This is a genomic window from Flavivirga eckloniae (genome assembly GCF_002886045.1).
Classification (GTDB): Bacteria; Bacteroidota; Bacteroidia; order Flavobacteriales; family Flavobacteriaceae; genus Flavivirga; species Flavivirga eckloniae.
This window is the reverse complement of record NZ_CP025791.1, coordinates 5,331,333-5,349,454: the sequence shown is the minus strand read 5'-3', so window position 1 is coordinate 5,349,454 and position 18,122 is coordinate 5,331,333. Positions and strand designations below refer to the sequence as shown.

The 18,122-nt window shown below is 33.0% G+C and carries 10 protein-coding genes; 6 read left to right on the top strand and 4 right to left on the bottom strand.

Annotated elements, in window-relative coordinates; genetic code table 11:
- Nucleotides 1-2: 2 nt before the first annotated feature.
- Entirely contained in the window at nucleotides 3-3,287 is a 3,285-nt protein-coding gene (locus tag C1H87_RS22070) for a TonB-dependent receptor (RefSeq protein ID WP_102757899.1), read from the bottom strand.
- A 177-nt stretch (nucleotides 3,288-3,464) separates the two neighbouring features.
- Nucleotides 3,465-4,625: a FecR family protein gene (locus tag C1H87_RS22065; protein WP_102757898.1), complete on the bottom strand. Its 1,161-nt coding sequence runs from the start codon at nucleotides 4,623-4,625 to the stop codon at nucleotides 3,465-3,467.
- A gap of 118 nt (nucleotides 4,626-4,743) precedes the next feature.
- Here C1H87_RS22065 and C1H87_RS22060 point away from each other — a divergent pair, with 118 nt between their 5' ends.
- On the top strand, nucleotides 4,744-5,352 hold the full coding sequence (locus C1H87_RS22060) for an RNA polymerase sigma factor (RefSeq protein ID WP_102757897.1): 609 nt from the start codon (nucleotides 4,744-4,746) through the stop codon (nucleotides 5,350-5,352).
- Nucleotides 5,353-5,374: 22 nt separating this feature from the next.
- Here C1H87_RS22060 and C1H87_RS23390 read toward each other — a convergent pair whose 3' ends face one another.
- Both C1H87_RS23390 and C1H87_RS22055 read right to left on the bottom strand, forming a co-directional pair.
- Entirely contained in the window at nucleotides 5,375-5,551 is a 177-nt protein-coding gene (locus C1H87_RS23390; protein ID WP_158655324.1) for a cellulase family glycosylhydrolase, read from the bottom strand.
- A gap of 63 nt (nucleotides 5,552-5,614) precedes the next feature.
- Nucleotides 5,615-6,199, bottom strand: coding sequence for an RNA polymerase sigma factor (locus C1H87_RS22055; protein ID WP_102757896.1), 585 nt, complete (start codon nucleotides 6,197-6,199; stop codon nucleotides 5,615-5,617).
- A gap of 135 nt (nucleotides 6,200-6,334) precedes the next feature.
- Between C1H87_RS22055 and C1H87_RS22050 the strand changes: the two genes are divergently transcribed.
- The 5 genes from C1H87_RS22050 to C1H87_RS22030 all read left to right on the top strand — a co-directional run bounded on the left by C1H87_RS22050 (nucleotide 6,335) and on the right by C1H87_RS22030 (nucleotide 17,801).
- Nucleotides 6,335-7,477: a FecR family protein gene (locus tag C1H87_RS22050; RefSeq protein WP_158655323.1), complete on the top strand. Its 1,143-nt coding sequence runs from the start codon at nucleotides 6,335-6,337 to the stop codon at nucleotides 7,475-7,477.
- Between the two features lie 163 nt (nucleotides 7,478-7,640).
- Nucleotides 7,641-11,252 (top strand): SusC/RagA family TonB-linked outer membrane protein, encoded by a 3,612-nt coding sequence (locus C1H87_RS22045; protein WP_102757894.1) that lies wholly within the window; start codon nucleotides 7,641-7,643, stop codon nucleotides 11,250-11,252.
- Between the two features lie 12 nt (nucleotides 11,253-11,264).
- A complete protein-coding gene (locus tag C1H87_RS22040; RefSeq protein WP_102757893.1) occupies nucleotides 11,265-12,611 on the top strand; it encodes a RagB/SusD family nutrient uptake outer membrane protein in 1,347 nt (448 codons plus the stop codon).
- 109 nt (nucleotides 12,612-12,720) lie between these two features.
- Nucleotides 12,721-14,250: a TlpA family protein disulfide reductase gene (locus C1H87_RS23610; RefSeq protein WP_233783254.1), complete on the top strand. Its 1,530-nt coding sequence runs from the start codon at nucleotides 12,721-12,723 to the stop codon at nucleotides 14,248-14,250.
- Between the two features lie 992 nt (nucleotides 14,251-15,242).
- A complete protein-coding gene (locus C1H87_RS22030) occupies nucleotides 15,243-17,801 on the top strand; it encodes a leucine-rich repeat domain-containing protein (RefSeq protein ID WP_158655322.1) in 2,559 nt (852 codons plus the stop codon).
- The last annotated feature ends 321 nt before the right edge of the window (nucleotides 17,802-18,122 follow it).

Sequence of the window (18,122 nt, the reverse complement as noted above, 5' to 3'; positions counted from 1 at the left end):
TTTTAAAAATTTGCGTTTACACCTAAAAGAAAAGTTCTGGCTCTTGGATAAGATGAGTTATCTATTCCAAAAGAAGGAACTCCGTTAATAGCCCTATCTGTATTCACCTCTGGATCTTGTCCACTATAATCTGTAATAGTAAATAGATTTTGACCTGTAAGAGAGAATCTTAGAGATGATAAAAGTGAATTCTCACCTGTGTTTACTCTATAGCCAAGAGAGAAGTTCTGTAGTCTCACATAATCTCCTTTTTCCAAATACCTAGTAGATACGGCAACTGGATTATCAACTGATTCACCACTGGCCGCTACGTCACGAGTAATATTTCTTCCTTGACTAAGGTTTGGGATACTAAAGAAAGAATTCGCACTACTATTATAAATAGAATGTCCAAATTGTCCACTAAAAAATATATTTAAATCGAAATTTTTATATCTAAATGTATTTGTTAAACCAACTATAGTAGTTGGTAAGGCTGAATCTCCAGTAAATGCTTCTTCACCATATTCTGCGATACCATTACTATCAAATCCCAAAAATTCTTGCATATAAAAAGAGTTGAGCGGGTAGCCAGATTGGATTCTTTGTACAAATGTATCTGACAGTCCAGGTCCTCCACTAGTATTTCCGGTATTTATAAATCCGAAAGCAAAGTCTTTTAGTGTATTGTCATTAAAAGTTGCGTTTGCAGCAATGGTCCAATCAAAATTTGAATTTTGAACCACATCTGTTTCCAATTCCACTTCAAATCCCTTGTTTATTACCTTAGCATCAAGGTTTTGCCATACAAATTCTTGTGGTGCAGGTTCAGCGGCCCCCAATCGTAAAAGCAGATCAGTTGTTGACTTGTAATAATAATTAATAGATCCTCTCAGCCTGTTTTTCATGAACCCAAAATCCAATCCAATATTGAATTGGTCTGTTTCTTCCCATTTCAGTTGGTTGTTTTCAAATGCTACCGTCTGAAGATCACCTGGTACTACCGTGCCGTTAGGTGTATCAAAACGCGGATTTCCGAATCTCTGCCTTCTTGTGAACAAATCATGAGGTATTTCCTGATTTCCTGTGATACCCCAACCTGTCCTTAAACTTAAATCTGAAAAACCAGCTGGCATAAAAGATTCTTTAAAAATCTTCCATTTGAAAGCAACCGACGGAAAAATACCATAAACATTATCTTCTCCAAACTTTGTGGAGCCGTCTACCCTTACTGTACCAGTTAGCAAGTATTTATCATTAAAATTTAAATTAAACCTACTGAAGTACGATTGCAGTTCATCAATAGTTCTAAAGGAGTCATTAGCAGCTGATAAGCTTGCAGATGTAATATTATTTAACATAATATCCAAATCCGCTGTCCTAAAATCCTGTGCTCTCAAGGAATGACCTTCTCGTTCAAATTTTTGGTATGAATATCCGATCTGGGCACTAAGGTTAATGTTCTTAGTTAATTCCTTTTCAATATTAAAATAGTTCTCCCAAAGCGTGTTTTTTGCCTGAATATTAGATATAATGGCACTTCCATTTTGATCATTTGAAACAAAAAATTCATTTGAAGTAGCATTTTTTCTAGTCGAAAACGATCTATCTAGCCCATAAATTGTTTTAAATGACAACCAATCGGTAATCTTTATATCGACACTAATATTACCAATATACTTTAGAGTGTTTGAAAAATCTCTAGTTAACTCCAGAAAAGCAACTGGGCTGACATCAAAAGGGTTAGTAGATTGGAAAGTACTGCCGTCTGGATTACGAAGTGGCCATGTTGGATTAGCTACTATCGCAGCACTCATTGGATCTCCATGATCATTGTCAATATTAGACACCGCCATTTGCGTTGAAACTTTAACACGTCCATCCAAAATACTTTGAGATCCGTTAAATCTACCTGTAAGCCTTTTAAGCCCACTTTGTTTAATAATACCTTCTTGATCAGAATAGCTTAAGGAAAATCTATGATTTCCAGACTCAGTTCCTCCTCCATAAGAAAATTGATGTGTTTGTGTAATGGCAGTCCTAAGTACTTCGTCCTGCCAATCTGTATTACCACCAAAATTAAGATCTGCTGTTCCTCCTATTTGAGTATATAAATCCGTAAATTCTTGAGCATTGAGCACATCATATTTTTCGGTTATATTACTTATACCTATCGAATATGAATAATCGAGAGTTGCTTTTCCTGATCCTTTTTTTGTAGTAATGATCACTACACCATTAGACCCTCTAGAACCATATATTGCTGTTGCAGAAGCATCTTTTAATATATCAATACTACTAATATCATTCGGATTCAAAAAATTAAGAGGGTTTCTTGCCGCTCTCGATCCACCTCCAGTACCGCCATCTGTCCCTTCTGGGTTTATATTGTCACCAGAAAGAGGTACTCCATCTACCACGAACAAAGGGTTATTTCCACTTCTAATAGAGCCTGCACCACGTATTCGAATACTTATACCAGCGCCTGGTTCTCCGCTACTACTTGTAATTTGCACACCAGCAACCCTACCTTGTATAAGCTGTTCGGGAGAGGCTACGATACCAGGGTTAAAATCTTTTTCTTTTAATGAAGAAACGGCTCCTGTTAAGTCACCTTTTTTCTGAGTACCATACCCAACTACCACAACTTCATCTAGAAGGGCAGCATCCTCTTGTAATGTTACAGCTATAGTTGTTTGTCCGTTTAAAGCAATTTCTTTTGTTAGAAACCCTATATAAGAAACAACTAGAATAGCATCTTTATCACTCACAGTAATAGAAAACTTGCCATCAAAATCAGATTGGGTGCCATTTGACGTGCCTTTTTCAATAATATTGGCTCCGGGCGACGGATCACCATTTGGGTTAGTAACGATTCCTTTTATTTCTTGCTGAAAATCTTCCGTTTCGTCATCAGGCTTCATTTTTTTAGTAGAGTCGTCAACCTCATTTTTGAAGAGTAAAATTTTACGATCATCAATCTCATAAGATGTATTTACATCAAAAAAAAGTTGATTTAATATCTCGTGTACTCTAACTTTTTTAACGCGAATAGACACTACCCGGTTCAAATCAACCACTTTCGTATTGAAAAAGAATTTAAACTCGGTATTTGTTTCAATCTCATCTATTATCTCAGCAATGGTGACATTATTCATATCTAATGAAACCTTCTTTTTTTGTCCATAGGTATTATTGGCCTGTAGTACAAAAACTGAGCTAAATAATAATAAAATCGATAATTTCATTTTTAGGTCCAACTTAGGAATCCAAGATAAAATCATCCCGGATTTCGGTATTTTTTTCATATTTTTGAATGTTTAACAGTGATTACTTAATTTTCTGGTGACCACTTGACTTAATCGGGAAAAGCTCCAACTTTTTCCGATTTTTTGTTTCATATAGATGTTAATCAAGTGATAGTTACTTTTTTAGTAGTGTTAACTTATTTACATAGGCTGTTTTTGTTTTTAGTTAGTATTCAGTTAGTTTATTATAATTTTATTATCAAATACTTGGTACTGTATATCATGTATTCTTTTAAAATATTCGAACACCTGTACTATATTCTCTTTGTCCACTTCTATAGTTGCATTAAAAGTTTCACCTAAAAGTTTTTCGTTATTATTAATGATGATCACGTTATACTTTCTTTCCAGTCTTTTGATAATAATATCAAACGGCGCATTTCTAAATACCAAATTACCATTTAACCAAGACGTATAAATAGCCGTATTAACCTTTTTGGTGAAAATAGTTTTATCCGTTTTATTGAACGACCCCTTGAAACCAGGTTTAAGAATTACTTTTTTTTCGTCATTCGTACCTGCTCCGTATTCAAGATTTACAGATCCATTGGTCAGTACTACATCTGTATAACCATCTTCGGTGTAATTGGAAAGATTAAATTTTGTACCCAGTACTTGAATACTGAGTTCTTCGGCTTCAACCTTAAAAGGGTGTTGTTTATCATGAGCTACATCAAAAAAAGCTTCGCCCTCCAAAAAAACAAGCCTTTCCTCTCCTTTAATAAATTTTACTGGGTATTTAAGCTTACTACCTGAATTAAGATGCACCAAAGTTCCATCAGACAAAACAAGGTTGTACCTCTTCCCATAAGGAATATTAAGCGTGTTATAAACGATTTTTTCGATACCGTTTTCATCATAATTATATAACAATTTATCTCCTTTTTGAATACCAACAACTTGTCCGTTAGATTTTAGGATCTTGCCATCATTCTCTTTAGAAATCACTATAATTTCTCCACTCTCAGACTCAAGTGTAATACTTTTCTCTTTTACAATAATGGGTTGATCACCAGAAGAAATGAACTGTACGTTAGTTAAAAAATAACCTGTACTGATAAGTAATATTGCTATCGCGGCATATTTAAGTACCGTTCTAAATCTTTTTCTAAGAACAAAGGTCTTATCCATTCTTATTTCTCTTTGCAATCGTTTTTTGATCTTGTCTTGATTTGGATTATTCATATATACTACTGCATAATGTATTTTAACAAATTCTTTGAACATTTGTTCATTTAATGGGGCTTCTATCCAATTCTGAAGTAAATCCAATTCATTTGCATTAGCAGAATTGGTAAGGTATTTTATTATAATATTTTGAATAGTTTTTTTACTCATTTCGATTCGATGTTCTATAAGTAATACAACTCAAATTATCTATACCCTAACTTTTTAATTGTTTTTTTTATATATTCGCAAACATAAAGGCTAAAAATTACTGATATCATAAGTTTATATGCATTCAAAAGAAAACGCGAAATTAATTGATAGATTAAAAAAAGGCGAGGAAAACGCCTACATGCTTTTATTTGACAAATATCACAAAAGATTATATGCTTATTCAATGACACTGATCGATGATCATGCATCTGCCCAAGATATTGTCCAAAATGTATATTTGAAAACATGGCGTTCGCGTAAAAATCTTGATAACAAACTTTCCATAAAAAGTTTTTTATTCAAGTCCGTTTATAATGAGTTTTTAAATACTTATAAAAAAGATAGAGCCATAATGCTCTTACAAATGAAATATTATGATTCTTTGGACGAGATCGTGGAAAATACGAGTCATCAATCTATAGAAAAAATGGTTGAACTTATAACCAAAGAAATAGAAAAATTACCTCCAAAATGTAAACAGGTATTCAAACTAAGCAAAAAGGAAGGCCTTACTAATGTAGAAATATCTGAATTTTTGAATGTTTCCATAAAAACAGTGGAAGCTCAAATAACAAAAGCTTTTTCTGTACTTAGGGAAAAATTAAGCGATAAATACGATAACATTCTCTACATGTTTATGGTTTTTGAGCATCGTAATTTTTTAAATACTCCGAGCATTAAATAGTTCTATAAGATTCTCTTAAGCACTAACTAACATGATTTATGCGATCTGCTGTATTTGTGCCATTATGATCTAAAGATCCCCATTCACCCATAATTACAGGCTTATTATTTATTATAAATTTATTATAAATTTGATCGAATGTATCATCCATTTGAGCTTTATCTTCTGGTGTTCCCCAAGTTGTATCTGTTCCACTCAAAGAAAATTCAAAAAAATTAATTATTCTAAAAAGTTGCAACTTGTCTTTTACAAGTTTAATAGATTATTTTTTAGGTTTTGAAATGTTGTTTAAACTTCTAATAAAAAATAAAAACATATTATCATTCTCAAACCCTTTACGGATTTTTTTAAAAGCAATGGTCATTTGAGTTTCGACGGTTTTTCTAGATATCCCCAATTTTATTGCAACATCTTTGTATTCCAACCCATTAAATTTATTGAGTTTTAGTATTTCTTTACAACCACGAGGTAGAGATTCAATTATATCTTTCAGCTTATTTAAACGTTTCTCTAGTAATTCACTATCCTCAACAATAGAATCGCGTAATGCTATTTCACGCAAATCATCAAAAAAAGAATTCCTACTTTTCATCTTTCTACAATGGTCTATATATGTATTATAGGCAACCGAATACAAATAACTCTTGGGAGATCTATTAATATTAAGTTTATGGCGTTTGGTCCAAATAATGATAAATGTTTGTTGAATAATATCTTCAGACAATTCCCTATCACTAGAAAATGTTGTTATGTAAGCAACTAAAGCATTATAATACTTTTCAAACAACACACTAAATGCTTGTTTGTCATTGTTTTGAATAGATTCAATTAATAGTAAATCGTCCATTACGCTTATTGAGAGTAGTAGCAAATGTAGAAATAACTTAATAAACAAAAAAAATTATATAAAAAACCAAATTCTTTTAGGGATTTTTTATTAATGTCTCGTCACTTACATATAAAACCCAAAATAAAAAGAAAGTTGAAACATTTAATTTATAAATTTTTATCCAATACAATAACTCATGTAGAGTTAGAAGAACTTCGTAAATGGCTGAAAAACAAAGATAACAAGAAAACTTTTAATGCACATGTAAGGGACCTCTACGCAATAAATATGCTTTATAATAATGCTATAGATGTTGACAAGGCCCTAAAGAATGTGTTAATGAATATTAGTAAGCCTACTAAAGTAACTCCTCTATACAAAAGAAGCATCTTTAAATACGCAGCCGCCATTTTAATATTTGTTTCTGCTGGCTATTTCTTTTTAATTAAAGACAATCCACTAATTAAAGGGCCTACGATTGTAAATAATAATATTGAAATTGGAACAGACAAGGCAATACTTACCTTAGATGATGGTTCTATGGTAGCTTTAGAAAAAGGGAAAACCTATGTCGCTGATAATATAATTAGTAACGGAGAAGAAATCACCTATAATTCTACAACAACATCAAAACCAGAAGTAGCATATAACTATTTGACTGTACCTAGAGGTGGTCAATACCATATTAAATTATCTGATGGAACAGCAGTCTGGCTAAATTCTGAATCTAAATTAAAATACCCCGTAACTTTTAATGAAGGTAAAACCAGACAAGTAGAGTTAGTTTATGGAGAAGCCTATTTTGATGTCTCAGCAAGCACAAATCATAAAGGTTCTAAATTTAAAGTACAAACAGGAATTCAGGAAGTAGAAGTTTTAGGTACAGAATTTAATATTAAAGCTTATAATGATGAAGATGCTATTTATACAACCTTAGTAGAGGGAAAAGTGTCCGTCAAAAATACCTTTAACGTCAATGTGTTAAATCCAAATCAACAATCGATAATTAACATTGGTACAGGTTTAGTACAAATAAATGACATTGAAGTTAAGACTGTTATCGGCTGGGTACAAGGTCAATTTGTTTTTAAAAGAAAGTCTTTAAAAGATATTATGAAAATACTCTCTAGATGGTATGATGTGGATGTGGTATTTACAAATAAAGAGCTAGAAAACGTAATATTTACCGGCACATTATACAAAAAACAGAATATAGAAGAAATTTTACTTTTAATTAAGAACACTAATTTTATAAATACCTATAGAATAAATAATAAAACCATCGTATTAAACTAATAAAACAATTATGATATAAAAAATTTTACTGTTCCTTTAAATTTAAAATAGGTGCAGTATATAAAAAAGGAGGAAAGTAGTATAGACCTTGGACAGTACAAACTACATCCCCCTTCATATGATTAATCAATTAAATATTTAACTAATTAACACATGTAAATTTATGGAAATTAAATTAACCAATGTTCTTTTCTTCTCATTAACCACTGGGATTAGAAAAAAATTACTAATTATCATTATGAGAACCTTTATATTCTTGTTCTGTGCAACAGTCTTTGGCTTTTCTCCTAATAATGTTCTATCACAGAACGCAAAGATTAAAATTGATGCGGATAAAACGCTAAGTGTTGATGAGGTTTTTACCCTTATTACAGATCAAACTGACTATGCCTTTATTTATCAGGCAGATTTATTTAAAGACTCCCCAAAAATAGTTTTAAAAAAAGGTGTTATAAAAGCCAATGAATTGCTGAAACAAAGTCTTTCTAGCGGACGTTTTGATTTTAGCTTCACAAATGCAAATACTATTGTAATTAAAAAAACACCAATAACTTTACAACAGATTACAGTTTCTGGGAAAGTGATAAATGAAAACGGAGCGCCTCTTGCGGGGATAGGCGTTGTTGTTGTAGTTATCGATCCTAACAATCGTAATTCAGACTATTTAATCCGAGGCACCAGTACAGACTTTGATGGGGGGTTTAAAATTATTGCAGAGAGTGGTAATAATTTAGTCGTTTCAGGTATTGGTTATGAAACATATGAAGAAAAAGTCGTTTCAAATAAAACAACATACAATATAACTTTAATAGAAAAAGCAAATGAATTAGATGAAGTCGTTATAGTGCATGATGGGTTTCAGTCAAAATCAATTGAAAAAACTACAGGAGCATATAATCATATAAAAACTAAAGAGATTGAAAGACAAATAGGTTCTAGTTTAACTGATGCTTTAGAAGGATTAACTGCGGGACTAACAATTAACACTTTTGGTAATGGCCTTGAAGGTGATAATAATATTCCTAGATTTTTTGTTAGAGGCGTTGGTACCTTTGGTAATACACAGCCCCTTATTGTTTTAGACGGTTTCCCTATAGATGCAGAGAGGTTAGAATTAATTAGCAACCAAGATATAGAAAGCGTAACCTTATTAAAGGACGCTGCTGCCGCTTCTATTTGGGGAGCTGGTGGAGCAAATGGGGTTTTAGTTATAACGAGTAAAAAAGGAAAAAAAGGTAAAACTTCATTTTCCTTAAGAAATACGATCACCGTACAACAAAGACCAGACTTATCTTATTTAAACTTGGTAAGTTCTCAAGATGCAATTAACATAGAAAGAGACATTTTCAATCGAGATCCTGGTGGGTTACCAGTAAGATCGGATTTTGAAAATAATAATACTCCTTACTCTCCAGTTTATGACGCTTTATTTTCTTTTAATGAGGGTACTATTAACCAAACTCAATTAGATAGTAGATTGGCAGATTTAGCTTCTTATAACAATAGTAAGGAGATAGAAAATTCATTTTTAAATGCTCCTATTACCAATATTACTAATTTTAGTTTTAGTGGAGCTACCGATAAATTAAATTATTATGGGGCGTTTAACCATATCAAAGAAGAAATTGCTTTTGTTGGAGATAAGAACAAAACAATAAATATTAATTTAAAAACGGATTATCAAGTTAATGATAAAACGAACATAAAAATAGCAACCAATTATGTTATAGGTAAGTATAAAGAGTCTGCAGTACCTGAATTGCGTGGGCGTTTCAGGATTGTCCCTCAAGTTTTTAATATTTTGCCTTATCAAAGATTACGAGATGAAAATGGAAATCCTTTAGCAATAAGCGGTAATTATCCTAATTCGACAATTGATAAAATTATTGGTCTAGGAGGAAAGGATCTTACTTATAGACCCCTTGATGATTTAAATGATTACGATTTTAAGAATAAAGAAAATACAACCAGAATAAATGCAACTATAAGAAGGGATATCTTTAATGGATTGTCTGCTGAATTATCATATTTATATCAAAAAACTAACAACCTAGAGGAAAGATTATTTACAGATCGTTCTTATTTTACGAGAAATTTTCTGGTAGAAACTGCAGCTGTAGAAACCGACATTACTACAGGAGAAATACTTGATTATACACAAGCACTGCCAGATGGTAGTATTAAAAGAAATGTTGATAATCAATCTACAACAAATTCGTTCAGAGCCCAACTTAATTTCAACAAGTCGTTTACAAATGGTAAGCATAAAGTAGACGCAATATTAGGAACGGAGAGAAGAAAAATGGAACGTCAAAGAAATACATATAGCTTATTTGGGTTTAATGAAGGAAATTTATCTTCTATTCCTGCAGATCTAACTATAGTTCAAAATCCTAATGTCTTTTTAAATATATCTCCTAATTTAAATCAATACAATTCTGCTTTTAAACAAGATGAAAGATTATCCTCTTATTATTTTAATGGGAGTTATTTATTTAATAGCAAATACGGCTTTACCGCATCGGGAAGAATAGATCGCTCTAGTCAATTTTCATTATCAAAACAGTTTTTAGGATCAGCAGGGTTAAAATGGAATATTGATAGAGAGGCTTTTTTTAATGTAAAATGGATAAATAATTTAGACATAAGAGGTACATGGGGAATATTAGGTAATGCCCCTCTAATTGGAGAGAGTACTCTTGTTAATACAGGTCGTACAGGAAATCATTTTTTAACAAATGATGTGTTTATCTCTATTACTAATCCAGCAAATAAAAAATTAACTTTTGAAGTAACAGAAACAAAGAACTTAGGTCTTGATTTTGTTGTTTTTAATAATAGAATTAGTGGAAGCATAGATTATTATAACAAAGTATCCTCTGATATTATATCTACAAACATTACAGATCCAACATCCGGTTTTTTTAATGTTTCCGAAAACATAGCAGATATTACTAATAAAGGTTTAGAACTTAGGCTAAATACTGTTAACGTAAAATTGAAAGACTTTAAATGGAGTACAGACATTAATTTATCTTATAATAAAAATGATGTAGATCATTCTAATGTAAATGTTAATAATGTTTTTGGAAACAATGCAGTTAATCTGGAAGGGTACCCTGCTTATAGTATTTTTGGATTCCGTTTTGCCGGTCTAAACGATGCGGGCTTAGCTCAAGCTTTTCGCACTAACGAAAACGGAGAACAAGTAACTACCACTAATAGAGGAGATTTAGTATTCGAAGATTTAGAGCATGTTGGTACTGCCATACCAAAAACAACTATTGGGTTTGGGAACAATATTACTTACAAAGGGTTTGATCTTTACTTTAGATTTATTTACAATGGAGGACATATACTAAAACTTGAAGAAGTGGGCGGTTTTAATCTTAATAGCACTGGAGAATTATCAAATACCTTTAATAATAGTGAACTTAATTATTGGCAAAACCCTGGTGACGAAGAAAATACTAGTGTCCCAGCTTTAGGAACTGATATTTTTAATTATACTCTTAGAAGCAGAGCTTCAGATTTAGGCTTTGCTCCTGCAGATTACCTAAAACTAAGACAAGTTATTCTTAGCTATACTTTAGACAAAAAATGGTTGCAAAAAACACCAATTTCAAGCGTAAAATTACATTTTCAAGCAAGAAATTTATGGTACTGGGCAAAAAACAACCATAATATAGACCCTGAAGCTTATCTACCTCAAACTGGACAAAGAACACTTCCTGTAGAGCCTAGTTACAGCTTCGGAGCAACTATCAATTTTTAATTTATAATAATCATGAAAAAAATAAAAATATTTTCTTTAATTAGTATAATCGCTATATTTTTAGGCGGTTGTGAGCCTGAAAGTGAATTTCTAGAAGCAGACAATTTAGGTGTCATAAATTTTGGTAAAGTTTCAGATTACAATTTGTTATTTGAGAATAACAATATTCTAGGTGACATTAGAAATACTGACCCAACTGGGTATATGGCAGATAATCTTAAATTATCTCCATTTGAAGCTAGTCAACTTTCAGGAACTTCTCTAGCAATGTACAAATGGGATGAAAATCTTTATGAAATACAAGAGTCACCACACGCATGGACTCAGCATTATAAAGCAATATTTACATACAACGCTATTTTAAATGAAATAGATGATGCCGTAGATGCTAATGTGCTTTCTAATATTGAATTAATCAAAAAGTACAAGGCAGAAGCTCTTTTAGGCAGAGCCTTTGAACACCTTTGGCTCGTAAATTTATATGCGCAACCTTATAGCAGTGATAATTTATCCACTCCTGGAATTCCGTATATGTACACAGCAGATGTTTCTGCGCCAACACCTTCAAGAGAAACATTAGTAGAAACCTATAAAAAAATAGAAACAGATCTACTAAATGCTTTAGAAAATTTGCCGGAAACAAATGATGCGCGTAGAGGAAGTAAACTAGCTGCATATGGAGTGCTAACCAGAATGTATTTATATATGCAAAATTATGATAAAGTAATTGAGTATGCTCAACAGGTATTAGATATTAAAAGTGATGTTAATGACTATACTTTATTTCCAGCGCTAGATGCTTTCGGAAAACACACAAATCCAGACAATCTTTATGTTCGTTATATAAATGAAAATCCTCAGTATTTTTTCAAAAATCCAACAGAAGATTTAGCTGCCTTGTACTCAGCATTAGATGCAAGAGCTCTAGGGTTATACTATTTTAATTTAGGATCTTTAGTATTTTGGCTCGATTTTTTTCAAATAAACTCTGGTGTTACCTTACCAGAAATAATTTTGTGTAAAGCAGAAGCCCATGCTAGAAAAGGGGAACTCAGTCAGGCACTGGAAGCACTTAACAACTTAGAAAGAAAACGTATTATCGGCTTTACAGATTTAAATTCAAATAATCAAGAAGAAGTTTTAACATGGGTTTTAAACGAACGTAGAAGAGAAACAGCCAATAATGGGTTACGCTTTGCCGATATGCGACGATTACAATTAGAAGGGCGTATTGGTACTATAACACATACAGTAGATGAGGAAACTATATCTTTAGAAGAAGGTAGCAATAAGTATACCCTACAAATTCCTCAAATAGTTCTAGATAAAAATCCTGAAATGGAGCCAAACCCTAGATAAATAAAAATGCTAAATAAGGTGATTTAAAAAATGAATAAACCTAAACAAAAACAAAGAGAGAAAAATAAAACATTATTAAAGACAATATAAATTTAATTAAGTAAAAAAAATGAAGAGAATAAAAAAAATATTTTTAATATTAATCACTGGTGTTATGTTCACATCGTGTCAAGGTCAAGATAACACTATAAAGTTTTCTGGAACTATTAATAATACTGCTAATAAAAAAGTTGAATTTGGCAAAGTTGGTAGTATAAAGGAAATAGAACTAGATGATCAAGGCCGTTTCACCTTTGAAGATGGAACTCTAGAAAAAGGATATTATAAGTTAAGTGGAGAGATACCCATCTTTTTATATTTAGCGCCAGGTTTTGACTTAAAAATGATCCAAAATGGTAGAGATGTTACTTTTGAAGGGAAGGGTGCTGCAGAAAATAACTTTTTAAGAGCGTTATATATACGAAGAAGTCACTATATACAACTCTCTACTACATTCCTTGAGAAAGTAAATCTTGATCTGACTGATTTTAAGACGTTTGTTAACGAATATGTCAGTTGGGTTAACACAGAATTAAGTACTCAGGATTTTAATGCAGAATTTATAAAAACAGAAAAAGCTAAAGCTAATTTGTTAGCTAAGAATTCAATGCTTCATTACTCTTATATGCATGGTACTTTTATGGGGGTTGATAGTCCTTTAAAACAATACCTAAATTCTGTAGATCCAAAAGATGAAAACTCACCTGAGGTGATAAGAATCTCTGATAGTATACAAAAAGAAATGGATAAAATGAAACTTTCTGAGGAGGAGAGTACGGAAATGTCTAATAACGCGCTAGAAAGTTTTACTTTTAATAATCAACGTATGTTTGAATCTTTCTCACTGGGATATGCTGATCTTATGGATTTTAAAATCCAAGCAGCTGCTCTTCTAAAATTTTCGAAATATTATTATGCCTTAGATGTAGAAAAGCAAAATGACTTTTTAAACCTAATCCCGTTAGAAGAGTTTAAACGCAATGTTATTATAGATACGATTTCAAACACGGTAATCAAAGAAGCATTATTGTGGAGGTTCACAGCACAACTCATTAAATCAGCGCCCACTAAAGCGAAAGATCATTATGATATTTTTATTAAGAATAATACAAATCCTTTGTATTCAGAAAAAATAGAAAAGATCTATACAGCGGCAACTAAGCTTGATAAAGGAAAACTTTCTCCAAAATTTGTTAATTATGAAAATGCGGCTGGAGGTACTACAAGTTTAGATGATTTAAGCGGATCGTATGTGTATATCGATGTTTGGGCAACATGGTGTGGTCCTTGTAAAAAAGAAATTCCATCTTTAAAAGTTCTTGAAAAAGAATACCATGGTAAAAACATAAAGTTTGTTAGTCTTTCGGTAGATACTGAGAAAGCACACGATGCTTGGAAAAAAATGGTTAAAGATATGGAGTTGTCAGGTATTCAATTAATAGCAGATAAGGCTTTTAAATCTGATTTTGTAAGTGCTTATTTAATTAATTCTATTCCTAGGTTTTTATTAATAGACCCAGAAGGGAATATTGTAGATGAAAACGCTCCAAGACCTTCAAGTGAGGACATTAGACCTTTGTTTGATAAGTTGTTACAATAGTAATAGCCATATAAAAGGGAAGTCTAATCACTTCCCTTTTATCTTTTCCAACTTTTAACTAATCCTCTTTTCTAACATTTTATTATTACTTTCTTGATTAGTATGCATTTAGACATGTGATTCAAGAGATATAAACTCTCTAAATTCTTTGGGTTAATAGAAAATTAATTGCTCTAAAAATTGGCTAATTGACTTTGACAAGTTTGACAGACTATTTTGTAGGTTTTAATTTAGCTTATAGACTTCTAAATTAGATTATCATTCTCAAAGCTCTTACGTATTTTTTAAAAGCAACATTCATTGCGTCATTATCTTCTTCAATTCTATTACTTAAAGTACGTTTCCATATATCATCCAAAAGTAAATACTCTTTTAGACCAAACTAGTTAATTAAAAATAAAATATTTATTTCCGATACATAAAGTAACTCATTATAGCTTATAATACTTTCAATATTCAGTGTACAAATCTGATACAATTAGAATCCCAAATAATTAAACAAGAACAAAATATTAAATTAACAATAACAAACAAGCTACAATTTAAATTTAATAAGTATTTATAAAAACATCTCCAGGGTTTTTCAATACCTTGGTCCGTGCATTACAGGCATCCATGGTATCGGGTTTTGTCCCACAAAAAAACGACGGGAATCGTCATTTCAAATCTCCGCCATTGCTATTGATTTAACTCAAAAATCACTTTACTATTATAAAGCCAATGGTCAATCTGGCTCCACGCCATCACTTCATTGCGTATACTTTTTGTTGGAAACAAAGGTGGGGTTTTAGTACAGGATCGACCTATAGAAAGTGCCCATATCGGTCAATACCAGAACGAACTAACCATCTAAAGGGGTTTCCGGATTTCTATTGTCCCAAAAACACTGTGTTATGTCCCATTTTAAAAAGAGTTCAGCACTAATTATTGGATATTTTTTCTATTTGGTAATTCTTTGCCATCAATATTCAAAAGTTAAAAAAGACAACAAAATGAAAAAACAATTACAATTAAAATGGAGCTTTGCCATTCTTTTTATAGTGTTGACGGCGACCACTTACGGTCAAAACAACATAGGAGATACCTTTACCGTTGATGATCTCCGATATAAAATCACATCGTTGAGCCCTAATACAGTAAAGGTTATGGGTTATGATGGTACTCCACCAGCAGTATTAATTATCCCCTCGCAGGTCAATGGCTATACGGTAACCAGTATTGGGGTTAATGCTTTTAAAAAAGAAGCAGCAGACACTACTGGCAAGTTGGAGACAATAACCATACCACCTAGTGTAACTAGTATTGAAAGTTCTGCTTTTGCCCATAACAAATTAACTAGTATTAAGATACCGAACGTGACCAGCATTGGGAATCATGCTTTTATAGGTAACCAATTGACCAGTGTTACTCTTTCCGAAGGTATGGTAACTATCAGTGATTCTGCTTTTAAGCAGAATCAATTGACCAGTATTGAGATACCGAACAGTATGCAAACTATCGGAAATAGTGCTTTTGGCGTCAACAAATTGACTAGTGTAACCATCCCAGAAAATGTAAAGAAGATTGAAGACTGGGCTTTTGCAAATAACCCCTATGGTTCTGATTGGGTTACTACACATCCAAGTGCAAGAGATAAGTTGGGGCTTGTAACAGTGTTTATAGAGGCTGCCAATCTGCCGACTACGCCGCCGCAGACTATGTCTCCGCCTAAGGTAAAAAGCGATATATTTACAACAACACTTGGTCAATATGTGGATAGTTTAAGACAACCACTACCACCTGTGCCCCGCCATGGTATAATAGATTTGATAGTGCCCGAAGGGAAAGCGTTTGCTTATAGAAGTTGGTATCGCGGGAACTTTTTTAAAACCATTAGAGAAGCGGTCTTTACCAATGGTGGTTTCAAATACGAAATAACAAAAATAAACCCCAATGGTGTTGGAGAGGTTAAGATAATAGATTATTCGGCTACAGCTACTGATGTGACTATCCCTGCAACGGTCAGTAATCGTGCATCATATGAATATGATGCTAATAGTACAATATATAGTAATGGTACAACAGAATATGAATATAAGGTTACCAGCATCGGTCCGGGGACTTTTAGTGGTAAAGACTTATCTAGTGTTGACATACCCGAGGGTGTAACCAGTATTGGGGAAAGAGCCTTTTCCGACAACGATTTGTCCATTGTTCACATACCGAAAAATGTGAAAACCATAGGGAAGGAAGCTTTTCAGAATAACACAAACCTTGCCATAGTGGTGGTAGAGCGTAGCGGCGATCCCCCTTTTATTGAAGATGGAGATAGAGACCCTTTCAAAAATAAAAACCGCGGTGCCATCAATTTAATAGTGCCCAAAGGTACCGTAGCTACTTATACGGCTACGGGGTCAGGGTGGAAGGACTTTAACAGCACCAGAGAAACTAGGGAAAAGGGAGAGACCATTGACGATATTAATGAAGACTTCGATTACGAAGTCACATCGTTAAACCCCTATGAAGTTAGTATATCTAAGTATGAAGGGACAGCTACCGACCTAGGACGCCTTCCAGATACCAAACAGGTAGACGGTGTAATTCACTATAAGGTAACTGCTATTGGGGAAAATGTATTCATAAAACCAGAAGCAAGAGACCCTAACGTTGTTGTTAACAGATTAACGAACGTTGTTATACCAGAGGGTGTAACAAGTATTGGAGCCCAAGCTTTTATGTTTAACGATTTAACCGAGATTACCATACCAAACAGTGTAACAAGTATTGGAAGCGCTGCTTTTCAGGGCAACCAATTGGAGAGTGTTATGATATCAAATAGTCTTATAACAGAACATATAGGGGCAAATATTTTTAGCGAGAACAACTTTACACAAGTTACCATTTCAGAAGAAATGACAATTATTACAAATGGAATGTTTAGGGAGAACCACCTATTGACCAGTGTTGTGATACCGGATAAGGTGACCATTATCGGAAACGGTGCTTTTGCCCAGAACCTAGCATTGGAGGAAGTCACCATATCAAAAGAAATAAAAAGTATTGGGGCATGGGCTTTTTCGGATACCCCTCTTAAAACAGTGGAGATAAAGGCAGAGTCCCCCCCAGTTATTAGAGATATGGGATTTCCACTTTTACCTTCTGATTTTGATATTTACGGAACAGTCTTTACAGGAAGACCTAATAGTGGTTTTGCAGACCGTCGTGGTGAAATAGATTTGATAGTACCCGAAAGTGCCGAACAAGATTATAGAGATGATGATTTCTGGAGTGGGTTTAAAAGTATCAATGGTGATGTGACAATGTCTTTAAATAATACAAATGAGCTCAGGGATTTTACAGTCTATCCCAATCCGGCGCAAGATAAGATCCACATCCGGTTAAGCGAAGGGCAAGCGTTACAGCAAGTAAACATATACAACATGCTAGGTGCCCATTTGTATACAACACACACATCACCATTAGATGTAAGCCATTTATCCGGCGGGATGTATATACTGGAAGTAACCACCAAAACAGGTGCTAAAGCAGTTAAAAGAATTAGCATAAAATAACGTGAATATTGTTTAAAAGTTCAAGATGCACTTCGAGCTTGTGGACAAAAATTTTATCAAGCGGATTAAATGACGTCATAGGGTGTCATTCTGAGGGAGGTACGACCGTAAAAATCTGTTTAATTTTAGTTCAATTTAAGAGATTCTCACGTCGCTCTAAGGAGCTCCTCAGAATGACGTCAATGGTAGTGAAATTCTGGAAGAATTTTGTATCGAGAAGCTTTATCAGTCGAAAATTTACTTGCCTGCCGGCAGACAGGCAAGTAAATTTTCTTATCCAAGATTCACCTTAAAATAAACTTAAACAGGACGATAATTATA

Bases quoted from the DNA above. Each gene is read 5' to 3' on its own strand.
- C1H87_RS22070 (WP_102757899.1), bottom strand. From the start codon at position 3,287: ATGAAAAAAATACCGAAATCCGGGATGATTTTATCTTGGATTCCTAAG.
- C1H87_RS22065 (WP_102757898.1), bottom strand. From the start codon at position 4,625: ATGAGTAAAAAAACTATTCAAAATATTATAATAAAATACCTTACCAAT.
- C1H87_RS22060 (WP_102757897.1), top strand. From the start codon at position 4,744: ATGCATTCAAAAGAAAACGCGAAATTAATTGATAGATTAAAAAAAGGC.
- C1H87_RS22055 (WP_102757896.1), bottom strand. From the start codon at position 6,199: ATGGACGATTTACTATTAATTGAATCTATTCAAAACAATGACAAACAA.
- C1H87_RS22045 (WP_102757894.1), top strand. From the start codon at position 7,641: ATGGAAATTAAATTAACCAATGTTCTTTTCTTCTCATTAACCACTGGG.
- C1H87_RS22040 (WP_102757893.1), top strand. From the start codon at position 11,265: ATGAAAAAAATAAAAATATTTTCTTTAATTAGTATAATCGCTATATTT.
- C1H87_RS23610 (WP_233783254.1), top strand. From the start codon at position 12,721: ATGAAGAGAATAAAAAAAATATTTTTAATATTAATCACTGGTGTTATG.
- C1H87_RS22030 (WP_158655322.1), top strand. From the start codon at position 15,243: ATGAAAAAACAATTACAATTAAAATGGAGCTTTGCCATTCTTTTTATA.